Below are 19,727 nucleotides of genomic sequence, written 5' to 3'. Positions count from 1 at the left end.
TTTGACTTTTCCTGGTTATTCTTAATTCAACCTCTGTAAAACCTGTTTTAAAACCATTGCTGTCCAGTCAATATCCGCTGCTGTTGTTTGTTTTCCTAAAGTTAATCTAATTCCTCCCAAAGCCGCTTTTTCAGAATATCCCATTGCTAATAAAATCGGACTGGGGCTTAATTTTCCGCTATGACAAGCAGCACCAGCACTAATACCAATACCTGCTAAATTTAACTGACGTACCAAAGTTTTTCCGCTGATTTTTTCCCCGTCCGCAGTTGCTAAATAAAAACTAAGATGGTGGGGTAATCGGTTAGTTCTGTCTCCTGTGGGTATTAAACTGGGAATATCTGCTAAAATAGCAAATAAGCGATCGCGTAATTCCATTAATCTCACCCTTTCCGTCTCTAATTCCCGTGCTGCTAACTCCGCAGCTACCCCAAACCCAGCAATAGCTGGGGTTGCTTGCGTCCCTGAACGCAGTCCGGCCTCCTGTCCACCCCCAACCAACAACGGTTTTAATTTCACCCCCGGACGTACATATAAAGCCCCTGCTCCCAAACAACCATATAATTTATGACTAGATATACTTAGTAAATCTATTGGTAAATCCTGTACATCTATCGGTAAACGTCCAGCAACTTGCACCGCGTCAGTGTGAAATAAAGCACCGTGGATTTCAGTTATTTTACTTAATTCAGCAATAGGTTGGACTGTTCCTACCTCACTTTGTCCATAAATCACAGATACCAATACTGTATTATCTCGCAATACTGCTTTTAGCTCTTCGGGGTTGACTCTTCCTTGATGATTTACACCCAAACGGGTAATTTCCCAACCCCAATTTTCTAAGATTTTCGCCGGTTCAGAAATAGCCGAATGTTCTACACTGGAAATAATTATATGCTGGGGAACATGATAACATCCCGCCACCCCCATCATCGCTAAATTGTCCGCTTCCGTTCCCCCAGAAGTAAAAATAATCCCTTGAGGAACAGCGTTAATTAACCCCGCAACTTGCATTCTCGCTGTTTCTAAAACCAATGCGCCACGGTTGCCCCATTCATGTAAACTAGAAGGATTACCCCACTGTTGAGTTAAGACTGTCTGGATCATAGCGATCGCTTCTGGACGAGTGGGAGTAGTTGCACTATAGTCTAGATATACTTGCATAAAAATTAATCATTGAGTGGGAGTAATAATTTACTCATTGTCTTTTTTAGGTAAAAGTTTCGCACCAAGTCGCCAATTGTGATTTAATTATTATATTAAAATCGTATTCAAATCCCTGTAATTTACTTTAATTAGATTGCTGTGTCTATTTTCCCACAAATCCGCTATTTTTCCTGTATATTTTTGTTGCTATTCACCCTGACTATTTGTGAACGAGTTAAATCAGGAAATCAGCTTTTAGCACCATTACCACAAGATCCTTTAATTCAAGTTTACTTCAATAATTCTCAATCCTCCGAATATCGGGAAATCTATCGTCAAAAAACTCGCTTAGGGGACGATTTAGAAAAGCAAATTGTGGATACTATTTCTCAAGCTAAATCTACTATTGATATAGCTGTACAACAGTTGCGGTTACCAAAAGTTGCCCAGATATTAGCACAAAAACAAAAAGACGGCGTAAAAATTAGGTTGATTTTAGAAAGTAATTATTCTCGTCCTTGGAGTAGTTTCACTTCCGCAGAAATAGCCAAATTAGGAAAAAGAGAAAAAGAACAATATCAAGATTTTCAGAAATTTGTTGATCTCAATCAAGATCATCAAATCACATCAGAAGAAATTAGTCAACGAGATGCTTTAGTAATTATTAAAAATGCCCAAATTCCTGCAATAGATGATACTGCGGATGGTTCAAAAGGTAGTAATTTAATGCACCATAAATTTGTGGTTGTTGATCATCGTTTTGTGATTATTACTTCTGCAAATTTTACCCTGAGTGATACCTCTGGAGATTTTACAAATCCTAGTAGTTTAGGAAATAATAATAATTTACTCAAAATTGATAGTCCTGAATTAGCAACTTTACTCACCCAGGAGTTTAATATTATGTGGGGTGACGGTATAGGAGGAAAACTAGATAGTAAATTCGGACTTCAAAAACCTCCCCGTCAACCCAAAACAATCATCGTAGGTAATAGCAAAATCACAGTTAATTTTTCCCCAATTTCTCCCACTCAACCCTGGAATATTAGCAGTAATGGTTTAATTAATCAAACTTTATCCGCAAGTAGAAAAACCATTGATTTAGCATTATTCGTATTTTCAGATCAACAACTTGCTAATACCCTCGAAAACCTGCATGATCAAAAAGTCCAAATTCGGGCTTTAATTGAACCAGAATTTGCTTATCGTCCCTACAGTGAAGCTTTAGATATGATGGGATTTTCTTTAAGTGATAACTGTCAAGATGAAGTAGATAATCATCCTTGGAAAAATCCGATTTCTACCGTGGGAGTTCCCATTTTACCCCAAGGTGATTTATTACATCATAAATTTGCAGTTATTGACCATCAAACTGTAATTACAGGTTCACATAATTGGTCTGAAGCTGCTAATCATGGCAATGATGAAATATTAATTGTCATTGAAAATCCTACGGTAGCAAATCATTTTCAGCGCGAATTTAATCGGCTCTATGGTAAAATAAAAACAGGTTTACCAGCAAATATCCAATCTAAAATAGACGCAGAAGTTAAACAATGTCCCCAAATACAAAAACCATCATCTTCGAGAATTTCCACTCCGACTAAAATTAACCTCAATACCGCAACTCAAGCAGAATTAGAAACTCTTCCCGGAGTTGGTAAAAAGTTAGCCCAAAAAATAATTATAGCCCGACAACAACAAAAATTTACTTCTTTCAAAGATGTTGGCAAAATACCAGGAATTAGTGATAAAACCTTAGCCAAATGGGAGGGAATCATCATTTGGTAAATATTTTTTTAACAAATCGCAGACAATAAAGAGGTCGGAGAAAAGCGGATTTTTATCTCTTATTTATTACGGGGTTTATTTTGTCTTAAAAGGTAGTACATTATACTGAATAATCAAAGTATCCAAAAAATATTAACTTTTTTTAAGTTAACTTGCATTGTTTTCGTGATAGTGTTAGGTGTATACATAAGGTTAATTAACGTAATTTACAATCACCTATGTAAAAATAAAAATCAGCTTGAGCAAGCAAATATACAGTTTATATCAGCAAAAACCAAGCGGTGATAGGGATAGAAGATTTGAATGTATCTGGAATATTAACAAATGGTAAGTTAGCTAAAGCTATAGCTGATATGGGTTTTTATGAGTTCCGTCGGCTGTTAGCTTTTTTGTATCGGAGTTCGGGAACAAAAACGTAAAATAAGCTTCAAGCTTCAAGTACCTTTACAGAACTTTGGTTAACGGTAGAATAAAAAAGTTAAACCCTATAACCTTTTTTACTGTAAGTTTTTTGACTGTAAATTTTGTAGGAGTTTGGGTGTAGTTTTTAAATAAAAGCAGTGTTGTATATGCCAAAAACTTTGACAAAGATTCTCAATTTAACAATCACTAGACCGGGAAAATATTTATGTGTATAAATAATATAGTTATGTTATAGTTATGTGTATCATCAGGTTTTATATGGTAAAGTGTTTATGGTAGCAAATAACTTAATCAGTAAGATGCCATTAAGATCTTCCTTTAATAGATTGAATCAAGTTCATGGGTCTCAATTATCTGAATTTGGCAGTAATTGGATGAGTGTATCTGTGATCACAGAGTTTTTCCCGCCCGACTATGCGGCCACAGGACAGTTGATTGAGGAATTAGTGAATGAGCTAGAGAAACAAGGAGTAACCATTAAAGTATTCACAGGACAACCGGGGTACGCGTTTACTACATCTGAAGCACCAGCATCAGAACAAAGAGGTAATGTTCTCGTGCGTAGATCCCGGTCTACCCAGATGTGGAGTGGCAGAATTCGTGGTAAAGCTGTGGGAGGAGTTTTATTTACACTGCGGGCTTTTCTGCATATTCTTAGGAACTATGGCAAATCAGATGTATTCTTATTAACTTCAGCACCTCCATTCTTACCAGTAGCAGGATATTTTAGTCATTTATTATGGAAATTTCCTTATGTATGTTTAATTTATGACCTATATCCAGATATTGCGATCGCTCTGAGAGTGGTTGCCAAAAATCACTGGTTAGTAAAATTTTGGCGAGCAATCAACCGCAAGGTTTGGCAAAGTTCTCAAGGCATTATTGTCCTAAGTCCTGCTATGAAAGAGCGAGTGATAGCCATCTGTCCAGAAGTAGCTGACAAAGTTTCGGTGATTCACAGTTGGGGAGATCCCAAACTCATTGTCCCCATAGCCAAAGAAAACAACTGGTTTGCCAAAAAACATAATTTAGTCAACAAATTTACAGTTCTTTATTCTGGTAATATGGGCAGGTGTCATGATCTAGACACCATTTTAGCAACTGCTCAACAACTGCAAAACCAGCCTATTCAGTTTGTTTGTATAGGTGGTGGCCCCAAAAGGGAAAGCTTTATTCAAGACGTAGCTCGTTTAGGACTAAAAAACTTTCTCTTTCTCCCCTATCAAGAAAAGAACGTATTACCATATTCCCTGACAGCTTGTGACTTGGCATTAGTCAGTGTAGAAGAGGGTTTAGAAAGTTTAGTTGCTCCCAGCAAACTCTACCCAGCTTTAGCAGCCGGAAGACCCATAGCAGTTGTTTGTCCAAAAACTTGCTACTTGCCAGAGCTAATAGCAGATGGTAAATTTGGTATTGCCATTGAGAACGGAGATAGTAATGCTTTATCTGAATTTATTCTCCAATTAAGTAGCCATCCCCAAATTGCAGAAAAAATGGGTCAGTCCGCCCGCGAATATTTGCAATCAAATTTTACGCCAGAAATTATAGCCAAACAATACATCAACGTGCTAAACTATTCTAGGGATGGAAATTGCTCCCACAGCAATTAACCTGATTTTCCAAGAGTATATATAACTACAATCTAACCGCTCTAAAAAAATTAAATATCTGAGACTAGAATCAGGAGTTGGGCTTCGATGGTCATGTTGATCTCAGTCCCTCCCATGCAACCTTCTTGCGATCTATTGTTTAGTTATTGATCAGGGGGCCAAAGTGCAAAAAAGGTGTGACAAAAATCGGAAGCGTTCTCAGCGTAGAGCCATATACTGTCCAATCCATAACTGCTATATGGATAGTGTTAGCCAAAAATACGGACTATTTGCCGAAAAACCCGGACAACTACAGGCGCGGGGTATAGCCCGACGAGAAGCGATGATTTTAGTGGCGGCTAAAACCACAGTTTCCTTAGAAGGTGAGTGGTTAGAGGCTTTCTGGTGTCAAGAGTGCCAGGAAACAAGATGGTATCATGTACACAAACTTAAATCCAAATATGAGTTATGTCTTGCTTCAGCGGAAATGTGGCAACAAGCCACAGGTGTGATTGATCCCCATCGTAATCCCTCCGTGGGAGAGTTTACCTACAGGCAATCCCGCACACTTAATGGTAACAGTGTGAAAGATTTTTCAAATATGAATTGATATGAAAAAAGCACTCATTTGTGGAGGATCTGGACAAGATGGAGCTTATCTGGCTCAAATGATGGTAAAAGCGAGGTTAGCTAAGTCAAAATCATGAAACAAACAACTTCTCAGCCAGAACTAATCATAGAAGCAGGGCGCACAGAAAAGCAATATTGGCAAGACTTATGGCGATATAGGGAATTATTTTATTTCCTAGCTTGGCGAGATATATTAGTTAGATATAAACAAACAGCCATTGGTATTGCATGGGCATTAATTCGTCCTTTTTTGACAATGGTAGTATTTACAGTAGTATTTGGACAATTGGCAAAATTACCCTCAGAAGGTGCGCCCTATCCAATTCTTGTATTTTCTGCTATGTTACCTTGGCAATTCTTTTCCAACTCACTCTCAGAGTGTAGTAATAGTTTAATTACAAATTCTAACTTACTATCTAAAGTCTATTTTCCTAGATTAGTAGTTCCTACAAGTGCGGTAGTAGTGAGCTTTGTAGACTTTATGATTTCTGGAATGATTTTATTGGCTTTAATGGCATGGTATAACTTTGTTCCTAGTTGGCGGATTTTAACTTTACCATTGTTTATTGCTGTTGCCTTTGCTGCTTCCATGGGGGCAGGTTTGTGGTTAGCTTCCTTAAATGTCCAATATCGAGATTTTCGGTTTATTGTGCCATTTATTGTCCAATTTGGTTTATATATTTCACCAGTAGGATTTAGTAGTAGCATTGTTCCTGAGCAGTGGCGGTTTATATATTCCTTGAATCCAATGGTAGGAGTAATTGATGGTTTCCGCTGGGCAATTTTGGGTGGGAACTCCCAGTTGTATTTGCCAGGTTTTATTCTCTCCATGGGATTAGTGTTTTTATTATTAGTAAGTGGGATTTGGTATTTCCGCAAGATGGAACGAACTTTTGCAGATGTGATTTAAGATCAAATTCTCAAGTAGATAGATATACTATTCAAATCAAAAAATATAACCTGAAAGATTTTATGATTGGAGATCATATTTGTTATTATTCTGATTTAACAAAAATGCGTGATCATTATCCTCACTGGGATATGACAATTTCCTTAGAAGAGACAATTAAGCAGATAGTTGAATCTTGGCAACAGCGATTAAATACAGGAGATAATTAACAATGTATCAAAGTGATGTGTATAGCAAACCTAGCTATGAGCCATTACCTCCTCAACAAACACTGCCAACGATGTATGATTTACCTAGCGAAGATCCAGAGGAGCCAGGGTTGCCAGACGAATTTCACCTTTTACAACCAGAATTATTGCGTAGTACCTTTCGTCCACCTTCTTATGCAGAAGATAATGTATTTACAGCCAGCGACCTAAACTTATACTATGATATTAAGCATACACAATGGTATAAAAGACCAGATTGGTTTGCAGTATTAGGAGTATCTCGTTTTTCTGAACAAACAGAACTGAGATTAAGTTATGTTACCTGGTGTGAAGGAACATATCCCTTTGTAGTAGTAGAACTAATATCACCAGGAACAGAAAACGAAGACTTAGGTAAAAACTTAGGTAAAAACTTACGGGAAATTAATCAACCTCCCAATAAATGGACAGTATATGAGCAAATTCTGAGAATCCCCTATTATTTTGTCTACAACCGCTATACCAACGAGTTCCACTGCTTTGGGTTAGTAATGAACCGTTATCAACCGCTATCTATTAATGGACTAGGGGTATGGTTAGAAGAAGCAGAATTAGGTCTAGGATTATGGGAAGGAGAATATCAAGGATTAACCAGACAGTGGTTACGTTGGTATGATCAAGATAATAACTGGTTGCCTACACCAGAAGAAAGAGAAAAACAACGGGCAGATTTAGCTGAAGCAGAATTAGCTAAACTAAGACAGTTAATAGCAGAACAAGGAATTAATTTATAAGCAAAATTAAGGTTATAAGAAATGGCTTATAGTGACTTTACTCTAGAAAGAATCACTAAAATCTTTGGCATTAATATTGAAGAAAGAACAAATGTTTTCCCTGCTTTCGACGAGTTAACAGTTGATGCTTTTTTTATCAAATACTTACAAAATAATATTCCCTTAGCTCAAGCAATTAGTACAGAAAAAGCCAAATCAGAAATGATTATTGCACCTGTTTTAATTGAAGTAAGAAGATTATTAGATAATAAAATTAGTTTATTCTCAGGAATTGATTTTAATGTTAATATTGAGCAAGGTTTAAATGGATTTTGCGATTTCTTAATCGGTCTATCATCTCAACAGTTATATGTAACATCTCCGGTGATTGCTTTGGTGGAGGCAAAAAATGATAATCTGAAACAAGGATTCGCTCAATGTATTGCTGAAATGATTGCTGCTGCTCAATTAAATCAATCGGAGGGAAATAATATTGAAAATATTTATGGTTGTGTTACCAATGGTAATCAATGGGTGTTCTTGCAATTAACTGGTAATCTAGTGGTAGTTGATTTAGATGAGTATTATATCAATCAACCAGAAAAAATTATTAGTGTATTTGTGAGTCTAATTAAGTCAGAGTTAGAGTTGAATCTCAAACAAATCAGTAGAATTAGCTAAACTAAGATAGTTACTAGCAGAACAAGAAATTAATTTATATAAATTAATTTATAATTTATAGAGATTCCTGTTAACGATCAATATTTAAATTGTAGCTGATGTAGCTGAGTAAGTAAAATGCAACCCACACAAGCAAATTACCAGATTTATGAACAAGATTATCCTGAATGGTTAGGGATTACCCTTAACCAACTACAAAATCGGGATTTAGAAAATATTGACTGGGAACATTTAATTGAGGAAATTGCTGCATTGGGAAACGAACAAAGGCTTAAAGTAGAAAGTTATTTATTGAGACTTTTAATTCATCTACTATTGTATAATTATTGGAGTTCAGAAAAACATTGGTCAGGGAGAGGTTGGGAAAAAGAAATTGATAACTTTAGGCTGGAATTAGATTTATTATTGGAGTCTAAAGTTCTTTATAACCATTGTACAAAAATCCTAGACAAGATATACATCAAAGCTAGAAACAATGCCATTCGTAAATCTGAACTATCTCCAGAAATATTCCCTGAAAATTGTCCTTATTCCTTAACAGAAATTCTCAATCCTGAATGGTTGCCATGATCACAAGCAATCTAAATAATCAATTATGTTAGATTCTCAACAAGAGTTAAATACCTTATACCATCAAGATTTATATCAATGGATAGAAACTACTATTCATAAAATTCAGCATCAGAATTTAGACCAATTAGATTGGGAAAACTTAATCCTAGAGTTAGAAGATTTGGGCAACTCTCAAAAGTATGAATTAGAAAGCCGATTGCTAGTATTATTTGAGCATTTATTAAAATTAGCATATTGGCAAGAAGAAAGAGAATATAATAGTCGCGGATGGAAGGGTACAATTATAGAACAACGAAAACAAATTCAGAAACTTTTAAAAAGAAATCCTAGTCTTAAACCTTTCTGGTTAGAGATATTTTCAGAAACATATCTAGATGCTAGAGACATTACTATAGTCAAAACTGGATTGGATGCTGAGGTTTTTCCTAGAGAAGTATTTTGTACTCCTGAGCAAGCTATAGATGAAAATTGGCAACCAAATATCGTATAATTATACTGATGTATGTGTAGTTGGTAAAACCAGGGTAAATGCTTGTATCAAGCAATTCTATAATCTAAGAAAACAATGATAATTAAATTATCAGCAAAAAATGATGATACCTAAAATCAAAATCTTACAAGAGGATCAATCTTATACTTTTAGTTCCTACTTTGATTTACCCTATGAAACCGATGATATTTTAAGAGAATTTGATTATTCATTTATTAAAACAGAGTTATCTTTACCACAAACAGATCAACCTATAGATGAACTGTTACTCGTCAAAGAAAAGATGAGAAAAATTTTACCTTTGATTAGTTTAAGTAGTGAAACTGCTAGACGAGAAACTTTAGTAGCTCCGATTTTAATAGAAATTATTGCTATCTGTAACTGTCAGCTAAAAATTGAATATCCGTTAAGAGTGAGCGATCGCTTAAAAGGAACTTTAGATTATTTATTACAGTCTAGACATGATTTATTAGTGATTGAAGCAAAAAAAGATGATTTAACAAAAGGTTTTACTCAACTCGCAGTGGAATTAATTGCTTTATCTCAAGTTACGGAGCAAGATATATTTTATGGTGCTGTAACTATTGGTACTTTGTGGCAATTTGGTAAATTAGATAAAGTTGAAAAAACTATCTATCAAGATCTAAACCTTTTTAAAATTCCTGATGATTTGCTGGATTTAGGTAAAGTTTTATTAGGTATTTTAGCATAATAACATTATGGATAAATTTATCATCATTTCTCCTAATATGAGAATCTATAACTCATCGAGTTAATATTTTTCAAATTGATAGTTAAAGGATGTGTAATTGGATATTAAACAAGGGGATAGAATAGGAATTATTGGCCGTAATAGCGCAGGGAAATCTAATTTTAAAAAAAAATTAAGTTGCATTGCATGACAGAACCAACCTGTGGTAAAATATTTATAAAAGGTCGAGTTGCTAGTTTATTGAAGGTAGGAATATGTCTTGATTCTGAATTGACCAGTAGAAATAACATTGAACTTAAATAATTTAGGATGGTAGTTCTGTTTACACAAACAGAAGAAATTACTGAAAATATAATTCAAAAAATCCAAAATTTACCCCTAAAAAATCAACAACAAATATTGGATTATGTCGAATTTATTGCTAATAAATATCAACCGGAAAAAGTTGATCCAACTCAAAAACCCCAAAAACGAATTGCTGGACTTCAAGGAGGAAAAATTTGGATGAGTGATGATTTTAACAAACCTTTAGGTGATGAAATTTGGGCATCAGATACAGTTATTCATGAATTTCAATTGTCTCCTGACTTTCCTATAGCTAAATATGAACGAAAAATACAATAGTGCCAAAGAATGGCGTAAAGCAAATTACCGAAAACTAAAACAATATCGTGGAGAATGGATTATTTACACTAAGGATGGTGTAATAGCTCATCACCAAGATTATAGAATCATGACACAGCAAATTGACCTTCAGAACTTAAAATCTTCTGACTACATCACTGAGCGGATCTACGAGAACGAATTTGTTGAGCCAGTGAAGTTTTTCCCAGTGCGTTTTAGAACAGTCAAAAAACATGATTGGCAGCCAAAATACGAAGTCTGTCTAACTTTTCAAAATTCTAAACTCCTGGAAATGCTTGTAGATTCTGGTTCGGATATTAGCCTAATTACATTTTATTTAGGCACAGACTTAGGATATGCCCTCTCTCAAGGAGAAGTTCTGAGTAATGGAGAAGGAGTAGGGGGGAGTGTACAATATGTACTCCGACAAGTTGAAATGCAGATTGATGATTATACCTTTTCTGCTCCTGTGGCCTGGTTACAAAATGAGGATTGCCAGGAAGTTTTATTAGGTAGGGAAGTTGTGTTTGATTTATTTGATATTGAATTTAAACAAGCTGAGGAGAAAATCCTATTCAAATATAGAGGATAACTACTGGTGACTTATAAAAAAAGTGTGTTATAAGTGAGCTAGTTAGTAATATACTATGGGTAAGTAATCTGGCTACTTCTATAATTAAATGCTAAATTTAGCTTAATCTTGAGATATATAAGCCGTCAAATCAATAATTTTCAAATTGATAAATTAATACCTATGTCAGATACAGTTATTCGCGTTGAAAATCTAGGCAAAAAATATATTATTGGCCATCAAAAGCAGGAACGCTACACAGCACTGCGAGATGTCATTACTAATAAGGTTAAATCTATTGGTAGTTTACTAAATCCGCAAGCTAAGAATGAAAATCCGGCTTTTGAGGAATTTTGGGCTTTAAAGGATGTATCCTTTGATATTAAACCAGGTGATAGAGTTGGGATTATTGGGCGCAATGGGGCGGGAAAATCAACACTATTGAAAATTTTAAGCCGCATTACTGAACCGACAAAAGGGAGTATTAAAATTAAGGGTAGGGTGGCGAGTTTATTGGAGGTGGGAACTGGGTTTCATCCAGAGTTGACAGGGAGAGAGAATATATTTCTCAATGGTGCTATTCTGGGTATGGGTAAGGAGGAGATTAAGCGGAAGTTTGATGAGATTGTGGCTTTTGCGGAGGTTGAGAAGTTTTTGGATACGCCCGTAAAGCGGTATTCTTCGGGAATGTATGTGCGGTTGGCGTTTGCGGTGGCGGCGCATTTAGAACCCGAGATTTTGATTGTGGATGAGGTTTTGGCTGTTGGAGATGCTCAGTTTCAGGAAAAGTGTCTGTACAAAATGGAAGATGTTAGCCAAGAGGGAAGAACTGTATTATTTGTTAGTCATAATCTCAGTTCAATTTCTCGTCTCTGTAATTCAGGAGTTCTACTTAACTCTGGCAAGATAGTTGATTCTGGAACAATTAAAGATATACTGACTGCTTACAAAGATATATCAAGAAGCCCAATTACTTGTCGAAATAAGCAAGCATCTTTTGTTGTCAAAAGTAAAAATTTTCAATTAGAAGACATCAAAGTATCTTCCAATATAATATCTGTGCTTGAAGAACTACAGATCGATGCATTATTCTCAACAGACTCATTAGATATGGCAAGCGAGTATAGTGTTTTCTTTTGTTTCACGGATTCTAGTAAAAGTTATTACTCGTCAATCTTTTCTAAAGATGAGTCCATTTTTTTTAGATTTAATGAGACTTCTAAATTGAATGTCAGTTGCAAGTTGAATTTTCACACATTTTTACCAGGAAAGTTTTACATTGAAGCAGGTCTTTTTAACAAGTTTGGAGAATGTCAACTTTGGGTTGAAACTCACTACGAAATTCAGGTAAGAGAGGAAATGTTCTATGGTGGGAATTTTGATGGACGTTGTGGATACTCTACAACACGAGGAACTTGGAGTAATTTGTAGTTGAGCCAATTTATCTATATATTTATGTCTGTTTTAAATTTCTTTAAAAGAGTATCGTTTTATCCGAAAAGTTTGATCTTACGTTGGAAAATTCTTGTCGCTCGTAGACTTTTATTGAGTAATCATCCGCAGCAGTGGTATGCATTAGATAATTTAGGTATATACGGCTTTGGAACTGATTTATTGAGAATTGACTTTCTTCCTAAAAAAAATCCTCAACCTCTTTGGGGATATGAATCTCAACCTAATCGTGCTTTGTACGACCTATTAAATGCAGATATTTCTGATCAGATTCAACTTTTAAAATCTATTGTTGAACTTACTAAAGACTATACGCAGTGGTCTGAAAAAGAGGACGAAGAAAACCCAAATCTCCCATGGCGTATCAATGAGTTTTTACTACCATTTGATGCCGTTTCTTTGTATGGAATTATTCAGTATTTACGCCCGAAAAAATATATAGAAATTGGCTCAGGGATGTCTACTAGAGTCGCTTGCTTAGCAAAGTCTAAAGGTAATATCCCAATGGAAATGATATCCATTGATCCTGAACCTCGCCTTTCCATTGCACAATTGTGTGATCAAGTATATCGAGTTCGTCTTGAAGATTTTAATTGTGATGAATTTTTAAGTCTTGTTACTCCCGACACTCTGATTTTTTTTGATGGCAGTCACCGTGTATTTCCAAGTAGTGATGTAACTGTATTTTTTCTAACCCTTTTACCAAATCTGCCTAAAGGTTGCATTGTTCATATTCATGACATTTATTTGCCCAATGACTATCCACCTGAATTACAAAATCGGCTTTGGTCTGAGCACTATTTACTTGCAGCTTATCTTTTAGGTGGATCAAAGCATTTGCAAGTATTACTACCATGCGCTCATTTAGCCTCTAACCAAATAGCTAAAGAGCTTTTTGCGGAATCATTTGCAATCAAGGAATTTCCTGGTTGCAGCTTTTGGCTTAAAATAGTTTAAATTTTAATTATGAAACAACTACTACGTTCTCTCATTCATCGTCTGGGCTTTGAGCCATTACACTATACAGATGACGAATTTTTACAGGCAATACTAAAGACATATAACGAGCTACGTCTGAGTCCAGACAAGAAACAGCATTATTCTCTATCACTACTCCATATTGCTTCTCTCTACCATTTAAAGCAATCACTTCAATTAAACAAAATTGATTTACTCATCGATGTCGGCGCTAACCGTGGTCAATTCGCCCTTGATGCTAGACGAACAGGTTATAAAGGAGAAATAATTTCGTTTGAACCTATTGCTGCACATCAAGAATATTTGAATATTCTCGCAGCTAAGGATAACAAATGGAAAATCCTCCCTTATGCTTTAGGCGAAAAATGTTCAGAACTCATGTTAAATGTATACAAAGATGACTCCTTTAGTTCATTTTATGCAGTTAATGAACTCGCACAAAACAGCTTTGGGAATATGGTTGAGCTAGATCATGTCGAGCTTGTAAAAATACATACTATTGATGAAGTCGCCGAATCATTAGGGATTACGTCAAATCGACGTGTTTTCTTAAAAACAGATACTCAAGGGCATGATGCTGAAGTTCTTAGGGGAGGTCAGCAGACTTTAAACTATGTTCTTGGTATTCTTACTGAAGCTACTGTCAAGCCACTTTATGACGAGTGTGCTACATTTGAAGATTTAAGTAAACAACTTTTATCGATGGGTTTTGTGTATGGTGGAATGTTCCCAATTAGTTATATTCCTGACACATTAGAACTAATTGAGTTAGATTGTTACTTTACCCGCAAAGCTGAAATAGAAGTTTCTTGATTTAAAACTAGTAAATTATGATTTCTTGCAGCTTACTTATTCCATGCTATAACGCAGAAAAATACCTGCCCCGACTCTGGGAAACAGTTGAAGCTCAAACTGTTCCTTTTGATGAAGTTATATGTTACGACGATGGAAGTCAAGACAATACCGTCGAAGTAGCTAAATCTCTTGGGGCAAAAGTGATTGTAGGGAATAAAAATATAGGTGTTTCACACGCTCGCAATCAATTAGCAAAAGCAAGCAATTGTGATTGGATTCACTTCCATGATGCCGATGATATTCTTCACCCAGAATACCTAGAGAAAACTAAAGCCAAAATAGATTCAAGCATAGATGTAATTATCTGTAATGCAGATTGGGTTGACGAAGAAACAAGGCAACTTGTGATTGCACGGAAGTACCAAAATCAAGATTTTAAGAACAATCCTCTGATTGCAGCGATCGCTAATCCCATAGGTGTAATTAGTGGTCTTTACAGAAAAGATAAGTTTTTAATGGTTAAAGGCTTTAATGAGAATTATTCCTGCTGGGAAGATGCAGATTTACACGTTTGTCTAGCTGGATCGGGGGCTAAATTCTTAGTTGTTGAAGAAGTACTTGCCTTTTCTTTACGACACTCACATGGACTGAGCCAAAATCAACACAAATGTTGGCATTGCCGTTTTCAGTTTTTAAAAAAATATGCTAATGAATTTGACTCTTCAATTAATGAGGTTGTTATTGAGCAATTGGAAGTTGTGACAAGAGCTTTTTTAGGCTTAAATGATAAAGAACTGGCATTTGAATCCCTGAAGTTTTGTCAATTTCTAGGAGGTAATCCTCCAAAGACCCAAAATATTTTACTTCAATCATTGAAATCAATAATGCCTGCTTTTTGGTTAATTCAGATTCAGGATTTTATCCGCCGACAATCACTTTAGCAGTATTTACTTCCCTAGTAGTCTGTCAATATTAATTTTGTGTGTTAACGAAGTTTGAAAGTATTGCTAACAGACGGTTGTAAAATTTAATAACTCACAATTTCAAGCTTGACAGACTACTAGTTCAGCAAGTAATTTCAAGTATTTTTTTGCAATTTGTTTAAAAATCTAATTATAAACTCAGTACACCTTTATATTCTCGAATCCTCTTGCCCTTTGCCTCTTGCCTTCCTACGTAGGAAAATATGGCTAACGCCACGCTATGCCTGATGCCTCCGGCACGCTACCGCGAAGGGCACACTACGTGAACGCTATCAGGAATCAAACCGGATGCCTATATACAGATTTATTGTTAACAAGCTAAAATTATTTCGTAATTTCTTCGTAATTGCAATATTCAATTGGGGCAATGTAGAAATTGATTATTCTTGTTTTGTAGGTAAAAATTTTACTGCCAATTTGGGTTTGTCTTACGGACACAAAGGAAAAATCAGTATACTTGCCAAATCTGAAATTTCTCCCGGTGTAATTCTTGATTGCTGGGGCGGCTCGATTCACATCGCAGAAAATGTTTTCATAGGTCCGTATGTCGTAATTTATGGTCATGGAGGAGTAACGATTGGTAAAGATACATTAATTGCCATGCATTGTCGAATCCTGTCATCAAATCATACAATTCCCAGCCGTGATCTGAGAATTAGATCACAACCTGATGTACTTTTACCAGTAACTATTGGTGAAGATGTGTGGTTGGGGGCTGGAGTTACGGTTTTAGGCGGCGTAACTATTGGAGATGGGTGTATAGTTGGCGCTGGTGCAGTTGTTACTAAAGATCTGCCTCCATATTCGATCGCTGTTGGTGTTCCTGCAAAAGTGGTAAGAACTCGATTATGAATCCCCTTATTTCTGTTATCATCCCTACTCATAACCCTAATCAACTGCGTTTACAAAGAACACTTAGTGGGTTAAGTAAACAAACATTACCAAACAATCAATGGGAACTGATCATCATTGATAATGCTACCCCAGATCCTCAGTATGTTTCAAGTTTTGATTTATCTTGGCATAAATCATCAAAAATCGTTGTTGAAAATCAGCTAGGTTTAACAAAAGCAAGGGTCGCGGGAATTAAAGCTAGTCGTGGGAAATATATTATATTTGTTGACGATGATAATGTTCTTGATTCTAGTTATCTAGAAAATACGGTAAATATATTCTATGAAGACCCCAAATTAGGTGCAATTGGGGGGAAATCATTGCCAGAGTTTGAGGTTGAACCAGAATCTTGGGTTAAAGACTTTTGGATCTGTTTAGCCCTTAGAGACTTAGGTGAAGAAATTCAAAATTATTCATATTACAATTCCAGTAATACTGAAAAACAGTACCCATTTTTTGCTCCCATTGGAGCGGGGATGGCTTTACTAAAAGAAGCGGCAATTTTTTATGTAGATAGTCTTGCTAAAGACTCTAATCGAATGTCTTTAGATCGCACAGGTAAAAGTCTTCAGTCGGGTGGTGATTGTGATATCAACTTGACATTACTAGAAGCTGGTTGGGGAGTCGGTTATTTCCCTCAACTGCAATTAACCCACCTAATTTCTGCAAACCGATTGACAAAAGATTATCTTGCTCGGTTAAACTATGCCTCATCTCGTTCTTGGATTCAGGTGCTAGATTGTCATAAGATTAGACCTTGGAAAAAGATTCCTCAATGGAGTGTTTTACCAAGACAGTTAAAAGCATTTTTTAGCTGTCAAGCATGGAAAAGTTCCTCTGCTTTTATCCAGTGGAGAGGAAATTGTGGAATGTTTGAAGGACTAGCGGCTTTACATGGAAACAAAACTGGTTTATAGCTCTGACTAGCTCAACCGAAAAATCTAAATATTCTTGTATAAAAAAGTATTGTGTAATTAATAATGGCTCAAAAAATCACAAAAACACGCCAACTTATCAAGCAGTTAAAGCTTGGAGTGCTAGTTTATAAGCTTTATCATCTTCCTAAGAGTTTTATCCAAAGATTAACTCGTAAGGGTGCAGTAAATATGGCTGTGGACTTGCAAGCACAAATAGAAATGGAGAAAGCTACTTATTTGCTCCCACCATTACAACTCGACCAAGGAGTTACCGAAACATTAGATATTCATTTTCTAACTGGCAAAAGATTTTGGTATCAGACCTGTTTTTGTGCTTATTCCATGTCACAGTATATTCATGATTTTAGATTACGTCCAGTTATTTATGATGATGGATCTTTAGAAAAGCAGTATCAAGATGAGATTGTTAGAATTTTTCCCAATGCAAAACTTATTCTTAAACCAGAAATTGATGAATACATAGATAAATATTTACCAGAAAATAAGTTCCCCTATCTAAGAGAACGTCGGCTTAATTATCCTAATATGCGAAAATTAACCGATATTCATCTTAATTCTCAAGGTTGGAAGCTAGTTCTTGATTCTGATATGCTGTTTTTTCGCACTCCAGAGCTTTTGTTGAACTGGCTAAAATGCCCACAAAACCTATGTCACATGATAGATGTGGAAACATCTTATGGTTATTCGCCAGATTTAATGACTTCCTTAGCACAAGCAGAAATGCCTGAGCGAGTCAATGTCGGAATTTGTGGATTAAAAAGTGATGATATTGATTGGGAGCAATTAGAATATTGGTGTAAAACCATGATCGAAAAAGAAGGTACACATTACTTTCAAGAACAAGCTCTTGTGGCTATGCTTATGGCTGGTAAATCTTGTACAGTTGCCCCTGCCTCAGAGTATATTGTGATGCCAGAACGAGATGAGGTGATAGCACCTAAAGCTGTTTTACATCATTATGTTGCAGACTCTAAACCTTGGTATTTTCGCTATGGCTGGAAGCATATTCTGCGATGAGAACCATAGTTGAAGTCGCAAGTATTTAATAACTTATGAAGCCTTTAGTATCAATCTTAATTCCAGCTTACAACGCTGCACCATACATAGCAGAAACATTGGATTCGGCTCTGGCACAGACTTGGCAGAATATAGAAATTGTAGTTGTTGATGATGGCTCAACAGATAATACTTTAGCGATCGCCAAAATCTACGAATCAAAGAGAGTCAAGGTAATTAGTCAAGAAAATAAAGGTGCTAGTACAGCTAGGAATAGAGCTTTAAAAGCAGCCCAAGGAGACTTTATTCAATATTTAGATGCTGATGATTTGCTTGCACCGGATAAAATTGAACGTCAGTTAAAGCTTTCAGAATTTGATCGTAACTCAGATTATGTGGCATCAGGAGAATGGGCTAGATTTTTCCAAAACCCATCTGAAGCTATATTTACCCCACAAACTTTATGGACGGATATGTCACCCATTGATTGGCTTATTGCTGCTTGGGAAAAGAATTTGATGATGCACCCTGCGGCTTGGCTTGTACCGCGAAATATTTCTGACTCCGCTGGTATGTGGAATGAGAACGTATCATTGAATGATGATGGTGAATACTTTTGTCGCGTTATTCTCGCTAGTCAAGGCGTTAAGTTTTGTACAGGTGCTAAATCTTACTATCGGTCAGGTATTTCTGGTAGTTTAAGCGGTTCAAAATCTCGGAAGGCATGGGAATCTGCTTTTTTATCAGCAGAGTTATGTACAAATAATTTATTATCTGTTGAAAATAGCGATCGGACTCGTTATGCTTGTGCTTGTTATTGGCAATGTTTTGTTTTTATGGCATACCCACAAGCTAAGGATTTAATCCAAAAGGCTGAAAAAAATGTTCGTTCTTTAGGAGGGTGTGACTTAAAACCGGAAGGAGGAATTATGTTTAAAGTTATGCGTGAGGTTTTGGGGTGGAAAATAGCAATGCAGTTGCAAAAGTTGTACTATCTATTATATAGATATAAGTAGGTAAACTGCAAAAACCCGAAATATGTAACGAAAAGTAAAGTTGTCCATACCCTTTTGCTCATACCCTTCTCATAACGACAATTTTTAACACCAACTTAATTAAAAAGTAAACTAGTCATGATTGATTTCCTAAAACTTCTGAAAGAAGAAATTAAAAAACAAATTTTTAGTCAAGGATGGATTGTAAAGCAACTTCACGGACTATCATCAGGATTGGATATTTCCTATGATATTTCTAACAGGCTAGGAATAGTTGACTTAAGAACAATATTTGATTGTGGCGCACACAATGGTGAAACTGCCATTGACTTTAAAAATAAATTTCCTTCAGCGCAAATTTATTCGTTTGAGCCAGTTTCTAAAAACTTTATAACCCTTAAGAAAAATACTTCGATGTATCCACAAATCCATTGCTATCACTTTGCATTGGGAGATAAAGAAGAAACTGTTACAGCACTTCCCGGTGTTATGAGGTACAGTAACAACAATTAGTGAACCAATTTTTTAAATGTTGAGGATTCATCAAATCGAGAGCAACAGAAATAACTTTATCAACTATTTCAGTGGTAGTTGG

Annotated in this window: 22 protein-coding genes and 1 pseudogene; 22 read left to right on the top strand and 1 reads right to left on the bottom strand. The window is 35.8% G+C overall.

Annotation, left to right across the window (positions count from 1 at the left end):
• Positions 1-21: 21 nt before the first annotated feature.
• The gene (locus FFO06_RS12605; protein WP_137908353.1) at positions 22-1,164 is read right to left on the bottom strand and encodes a cysteine desulfurase family protein; all 1,143 of its coding nucleotides are present in this window, start codon (positions 1,162-1,164) and stop codon (positions 22-24) included.
• Between the two features lie 141 nt (positions 1,165-1,305).
• Between FFO06_RS12605 and FFO06_RS12600 the strand changes: the two genes are divergently transcribed.
• The 22 genes and pseudogenes from FFO06_RS12600 to FFO06_RS12490 all read left to right on the top strand — a co-directional run bounded on the left by FFO06_RS12600 (position 1,306) and on the right by FFO06_RS12490 (position 19,645).
• Positions 1,306-2,937 carry a DUF655 domain-containing protein gene (locus tag FFO06_RS12600; protein WP_137908352.1) on the top strand — a complete coding sequence of 544 codons (1,632 nt, stop codon included), beginning with the start codon at positions 1,306-1,308 and terminating at the stop codon, positions 2,935-2,937.
• Between the two features lie 281 nt (positions 2,938-3,218).
• Entirely contained in the window at positions 3,219-3,356 is a 138-nt protein-coding gene (locus tag FFO06_RS21990; RefSeq protein ID WP_236097138.1) for a hypothetical protein, read from the top strand.
• 276 nt (positions 3,357-3,632) lie between these two features.
• A complete protein-coding gene (locus FFO06_RS12590; protein ID WP_201275454.1) occupies positions 3,633-4,970 on the top strand; it encodes a glycosyltransferase family 4 protein in 1,338 nt (445 codons plus the stop codon).
• A 163-nt stretch (positions 4,971-5,133) separates the two neighbouring features.
• Positions 5,134-5,559, top strand: coding sequence for a hypothetical protein (locus tag FFO06_RS12585; protein ID WP_137908351.1), 426 nt, complete (start codon positions 5,134-5,136; stop codon positions 5,557-5,559).
• A 93-nt stretch (positions 5,560-5,652) separates the two neighbouring features.
• Positions 5,653-6,489: an ABC transporter permease gene (locus FFO06_RS12580; protein ID WP_137908350.1), complete on the top strand. Its 837-nt coding sequence runs from the start codon at positions 5,653-5,655 to the stop codon at positions 6,487-6,489.
• A 211-nt stretch (positions 6,490-6,700) separates the two neighbouring features.
• Positions 6,701-7,471, top strand: a complete 771-nt coding sequence (locus tag FFO06_RS12570) for a Uma2 family endonuclease (RefSeq protein WP_137908349.1) — start codon at positions 6,701-6,703, stop codon at positions 7,469-7,471.
• 21 nt (positions 7,472-7,492) lie between these two features.
• Entirely contained in the window at positions 7,493-8,131 is a 639-nt protein-coding gene (locus FFO06_RS12565) for a hypothetical protein (protein ID WP_137908348.1), read from the top strand.
• Positions 8,132-8,248: 117 nt separating this feature from the next.
• On the top strand, positions 8,249-8,701 hold the full coding sequence (locus tag FFO06_RS12560) for a DUF29 domain-containing protein (RefSeq protein WP_137908347.1): 453 nt from the start codon (positions 8,249-8,251) through the stop codon (positions 8,699-8,701).
• A gap of 25 nt (positions 8,702-8,726) precedes the next feature.
• Positions 8,727-9,194 carry a DUF29 domain-containing protein gene (locus tag FFO06_RS12555; protein ID WP_137908346.1) on the top strand — a complete coding sequence of 156 codons (468 nt, stop codon included), beginning with the start codon at positions 8,727-8,729 and terminating at the stop codon, positions 9,192-9,194.
• Positions 9,195-9,294: 100 nt separating this feature from the next.
• Complete coding sequence (locus FFO06_RS12550) at positions 9,295-9,906, top strand: hypothetical protein (protein WP_242025982.1); 612 nt, start codon at positions 9,295-9,297, stop codon at positions 9,904-9,906.
• 100 nt (positions 9,907-10,006) lie between these two features.
• A pseudogene (locus FFO06_RS21985) lies at positions 10,007-10,203 on the top strand (ABC transporter ATP-binding protein); the annotation flags it as partial.
• A 12-nt stretch (positions 10,204-10,215) separates the two neighbouring features.
• Entirely contained in the window at positions 10,216-10,530 is a 315-nt protein-coding gene (gene vapB / locus FFO06_RS12540; protein ID WP_137908345.1) for a type II toxin-antitoxin system VapB family antitoxin, read from the top strand.
• Positions 10,511-11,122 (top strand): retropepsin-like aspartic protease, encoded by a 612-nt coding sequence (locus tag FFO06_RS12535; protein WP_137908344.1) that lies wholly within the window; start codon positions 10,511-10,513, stop codon positions 11,120-11,122. Before vapB ends, FFO06_RS12535 begins: the two co-directional genes overlap by 20 nt.
• 162 nt (positions 11,123-11,284) lie before the next feature.
• A complete protein-coding gene (locus tag FFO06_RS12530) occupies positions 11,285-12,532 on the top strand; it encodes an ABC transporter ATP-binding protein (protein ID WP_137908343.1) in 1,248 nt (415 codons plus the stop codon).
• Between the two features lie 24 nt (positions 12,533-12,556).
• The gene (locus FFO06_RS12525) at positions 12,557-13,510 is read left to right on the top strand and encodes a class I SAM-dependent methyltransferase (RefSeq protein WP_137908342.1); all 954 of its coding nucleotides are present in this window, start codon (positions 12,557-12,559) and stop codon (positions 13,508-13,510) included.
• A 9-nt stretch (positions 13,511-13,519) separates the two neighbouring features.
• On the top strand, positions 13,520-14,344 hold the full coding sequence (locus FFO06_RS12520) for an FkbM family methyltransferase (protein WP_137908341.1): 825 nt from the start codon (positions 13,520-13,522) through the stop codon (positions 14,342-14,344).
• Positions 14,345-14,361: 17 nt separating this feature from the next.
• Positions 14,362-15,267, top strand: a complete 906-nt coding sequence (locus tag FFO06_RS12515) for a glycosyltransferase family 2 protein (protein WP_137908340.1) — start codon at positions 14,362-14,364, stop codon at positions 15,265-15,267.
• A 330-nt stretch (positions 15,268-15,597) separates the two neighbouring features.
• Positions 15,598-16,161, top strand: coding sequence for an acyltransferase (locus FFO06_RS12510; protein ID WP_137908339.1), 564 nt, complete (start codon positions 15,598-15,600; stop codon positions 16,159-16,161).
• The gene (locus tag FFO06_RS12505; RefSeq protein WP_137908338.1) at positions 16,158-17,120 is read left to right on the top strand and encodes a glycosyltransferase; all 963 of its coding nucleotides are present in this window, start codon (positions 16,158-16,160) and stop codon (positions 17,118-17,120) included. The genes FFO06_RS12510 and FFO06_RS12505 overlap by 4 nt, the downstream gene beginning before the upstream one ends.
• A 63-nt stretch (positions 17,121-17,183) precedes the next feature.
• A complete protein-coding gene (locus FFO06_RS12500) occupies positions 17,184-18,158 on the top strand; it encodes a glycosyl transferase (RefSeq protein ID WP_137908337.1) in 975 nt (324 codons plus the stop codon).
• Between the two features lie 35 nt (positions 18,159-18,193).
• Positions 18,194-19,153 (top strand): glycosyltransferase family 2 protein, encoded by a 960-nt coding sequence (locus FFO06_RS12495; protein ID WP_137908336.1) that lies wholly within the window; start codon positions 18,194-18,196, stop codon positions 19,151-19,153.
• Positions 19,154-19,270: 117 nt separating this feature from the next.
• On the top strand, positions 19,271-19,645 hold the full coding sequence (locus FFO06_RS12490) for an FkbM family methyltransferase (protein WP_137908335.1): 375 nt from the start codon (positions 19,271-19,273) through the stop codon (positions 19,643-19,645).
• The last annotated feature ends 82 nt before the right edge of the window (positions 19,646-19,727 follow it).

The sequence above is a fragment of the Dolichospermum planctonicum genome (assembly GCF_005402965.1).
GTDB lineage: Bacteria > Cyanobacteriota > Cyanobacteriia > Cyanobacteriales > Nostocaceae > Dolichospermum > Dolichospermum planctonicum.
Note: the sequence above shows the minus strand (reverse complement) of the source record. Positions and strands in the feature narration are given on the sequence as shown.

Excerpts from the sequence above, each read along its gene's own strand:
- FFO06_RS12605 (WP_137908353.1), bottom strand. The coding sequence starts at position 1,164 with ATGCAAGTATATCTAGACTATAGTGCAACTACTCCCACTCGTCCAGAA.
- FFO06_RS12590 (WP_201275454.1), top strand. The coding sequence starts at position 3,633 with ATGGTAGCAAATAACTTAATCAGTAAGATGCCATTAAGATCTTCCTTT.
- FFO06_RS12580 (WP_137908350.1), top strand. The coding sequence starts at position 5,653 with ATGAAACAAACAACTTCTCAGCCAGAACTAATCATAGAAGCAGGGCGC.
- FFO06_RS12570 (WP_137908349.1), top strand. The coding sequence starts at position 6,701 with ATGTATCAAAGTGATGTGTATAGCAAACCTAGCTATGAGCCATTACCT.
- FFO06_RS12565 (WP_137908348.1), top strand. The coding sequence starts at position 7,493 with ATGGCTTATAGTGACTTTACTCTAGAAAGAATCACTAAAATCTTTGGC.
- FFO06_RS12560 (WP_137908347.1), top strand. The coding sequence starts at position 8,249 with ATGCAACCCACACAAGCAAATTACCAGATTTATGAACAAGATTATCCT.
- FFO06_RS12555 (WP_137908346.1), top strand. The coding sequence starts at position 8,727 with ATGTTAGATTCTCAACAAGAGTTAAATACCTTATACCATCAAGATTTA.
- FFO06_RS12550 (WP_242025982.1), top strand. The coding sequence starts at position 9,295 with ATGATGATACCTAAAATCAAAATCTTACAAGAGGATCAATCTTATACT.
- vapB (WP_137908345.1), top strand. The coding sequence starts at position 10,216 with ATGGTAGTTCTGTTTACACAAACAGAAGAAATTACTGAAAATATAATT.
- FFO06_RS12535 (WP_137908344.1), top strand. The coding sequence starts at position 10,511 with ATGAACGAAAAATACAATAGTGCCAAAGAATGGCGTAAAGCAAATTAC.
- FFO06_RS12530 (WP_137908343.1), top strand. The coding sequence starts at position 11,285 with ATGTCAGATACAGTTATTCGCGTTGAAAATCTAGGCAAAAAATATATT.
- FFO06_RS12525 (WP_137908342.1), top strand. The coding sequence starts at position 12,557 with ATGTCTGTTTTAAATTTCTTTAAAAGAGTATCGTTTTATCCGAAAAGT.
- FFO06_RS12520 (WP_137908341.1), top strand. The coding sequence starts at position 13,520 with ATGAAACAACTACTACGTTCTCTCATTCATCGTCTGGGCTTTGAGCCA.
- FFO06_RS12515 (WP_137908340.1), top strand. The coding sequence starts at position 14,362 with ATGATTTCTTGCAGCTTACTTATTCCATGCTATAACGCAGAAAAATAC.
- FFO06_RS12510 (WP_137908339.1), top strand. The coding sequence starts at position 15,598 with ATGCCTATATACAGATTTATTGTTAACAAGCTAAAATTATTTCGTAAT.
- FFO06_RS12505 (WP_137908338.1), top strand. The coding sequence starts at position 16,158 with ATGAATCCCCTTATTTCTGTTATCATCCCTACTCATAACCCTAATCAA.
- FFO06_RS12500 (WP_137908337.1), top strand. The coding sequence starts at position 17,184 with ATGGCTCAAAAAATCACAAAAACACGCCAACTTATCAAGCAGTTAAAG.
- FFO06_RS12495 (WP_137908336.1), top strand. The coding sequence starts at position 18,194 with ATGAAGCCTTTAGTATCAATCTTAATTCCAGCTTACAACGCTGCACCA.
- FFO06_RS12490 (WP_137908335.1), top strand. The coding sequence starts at position 19,271 with ATGATTGATTTCCTAAAACTTCTGAAAGAAGAAATTAAAAAACAAATT.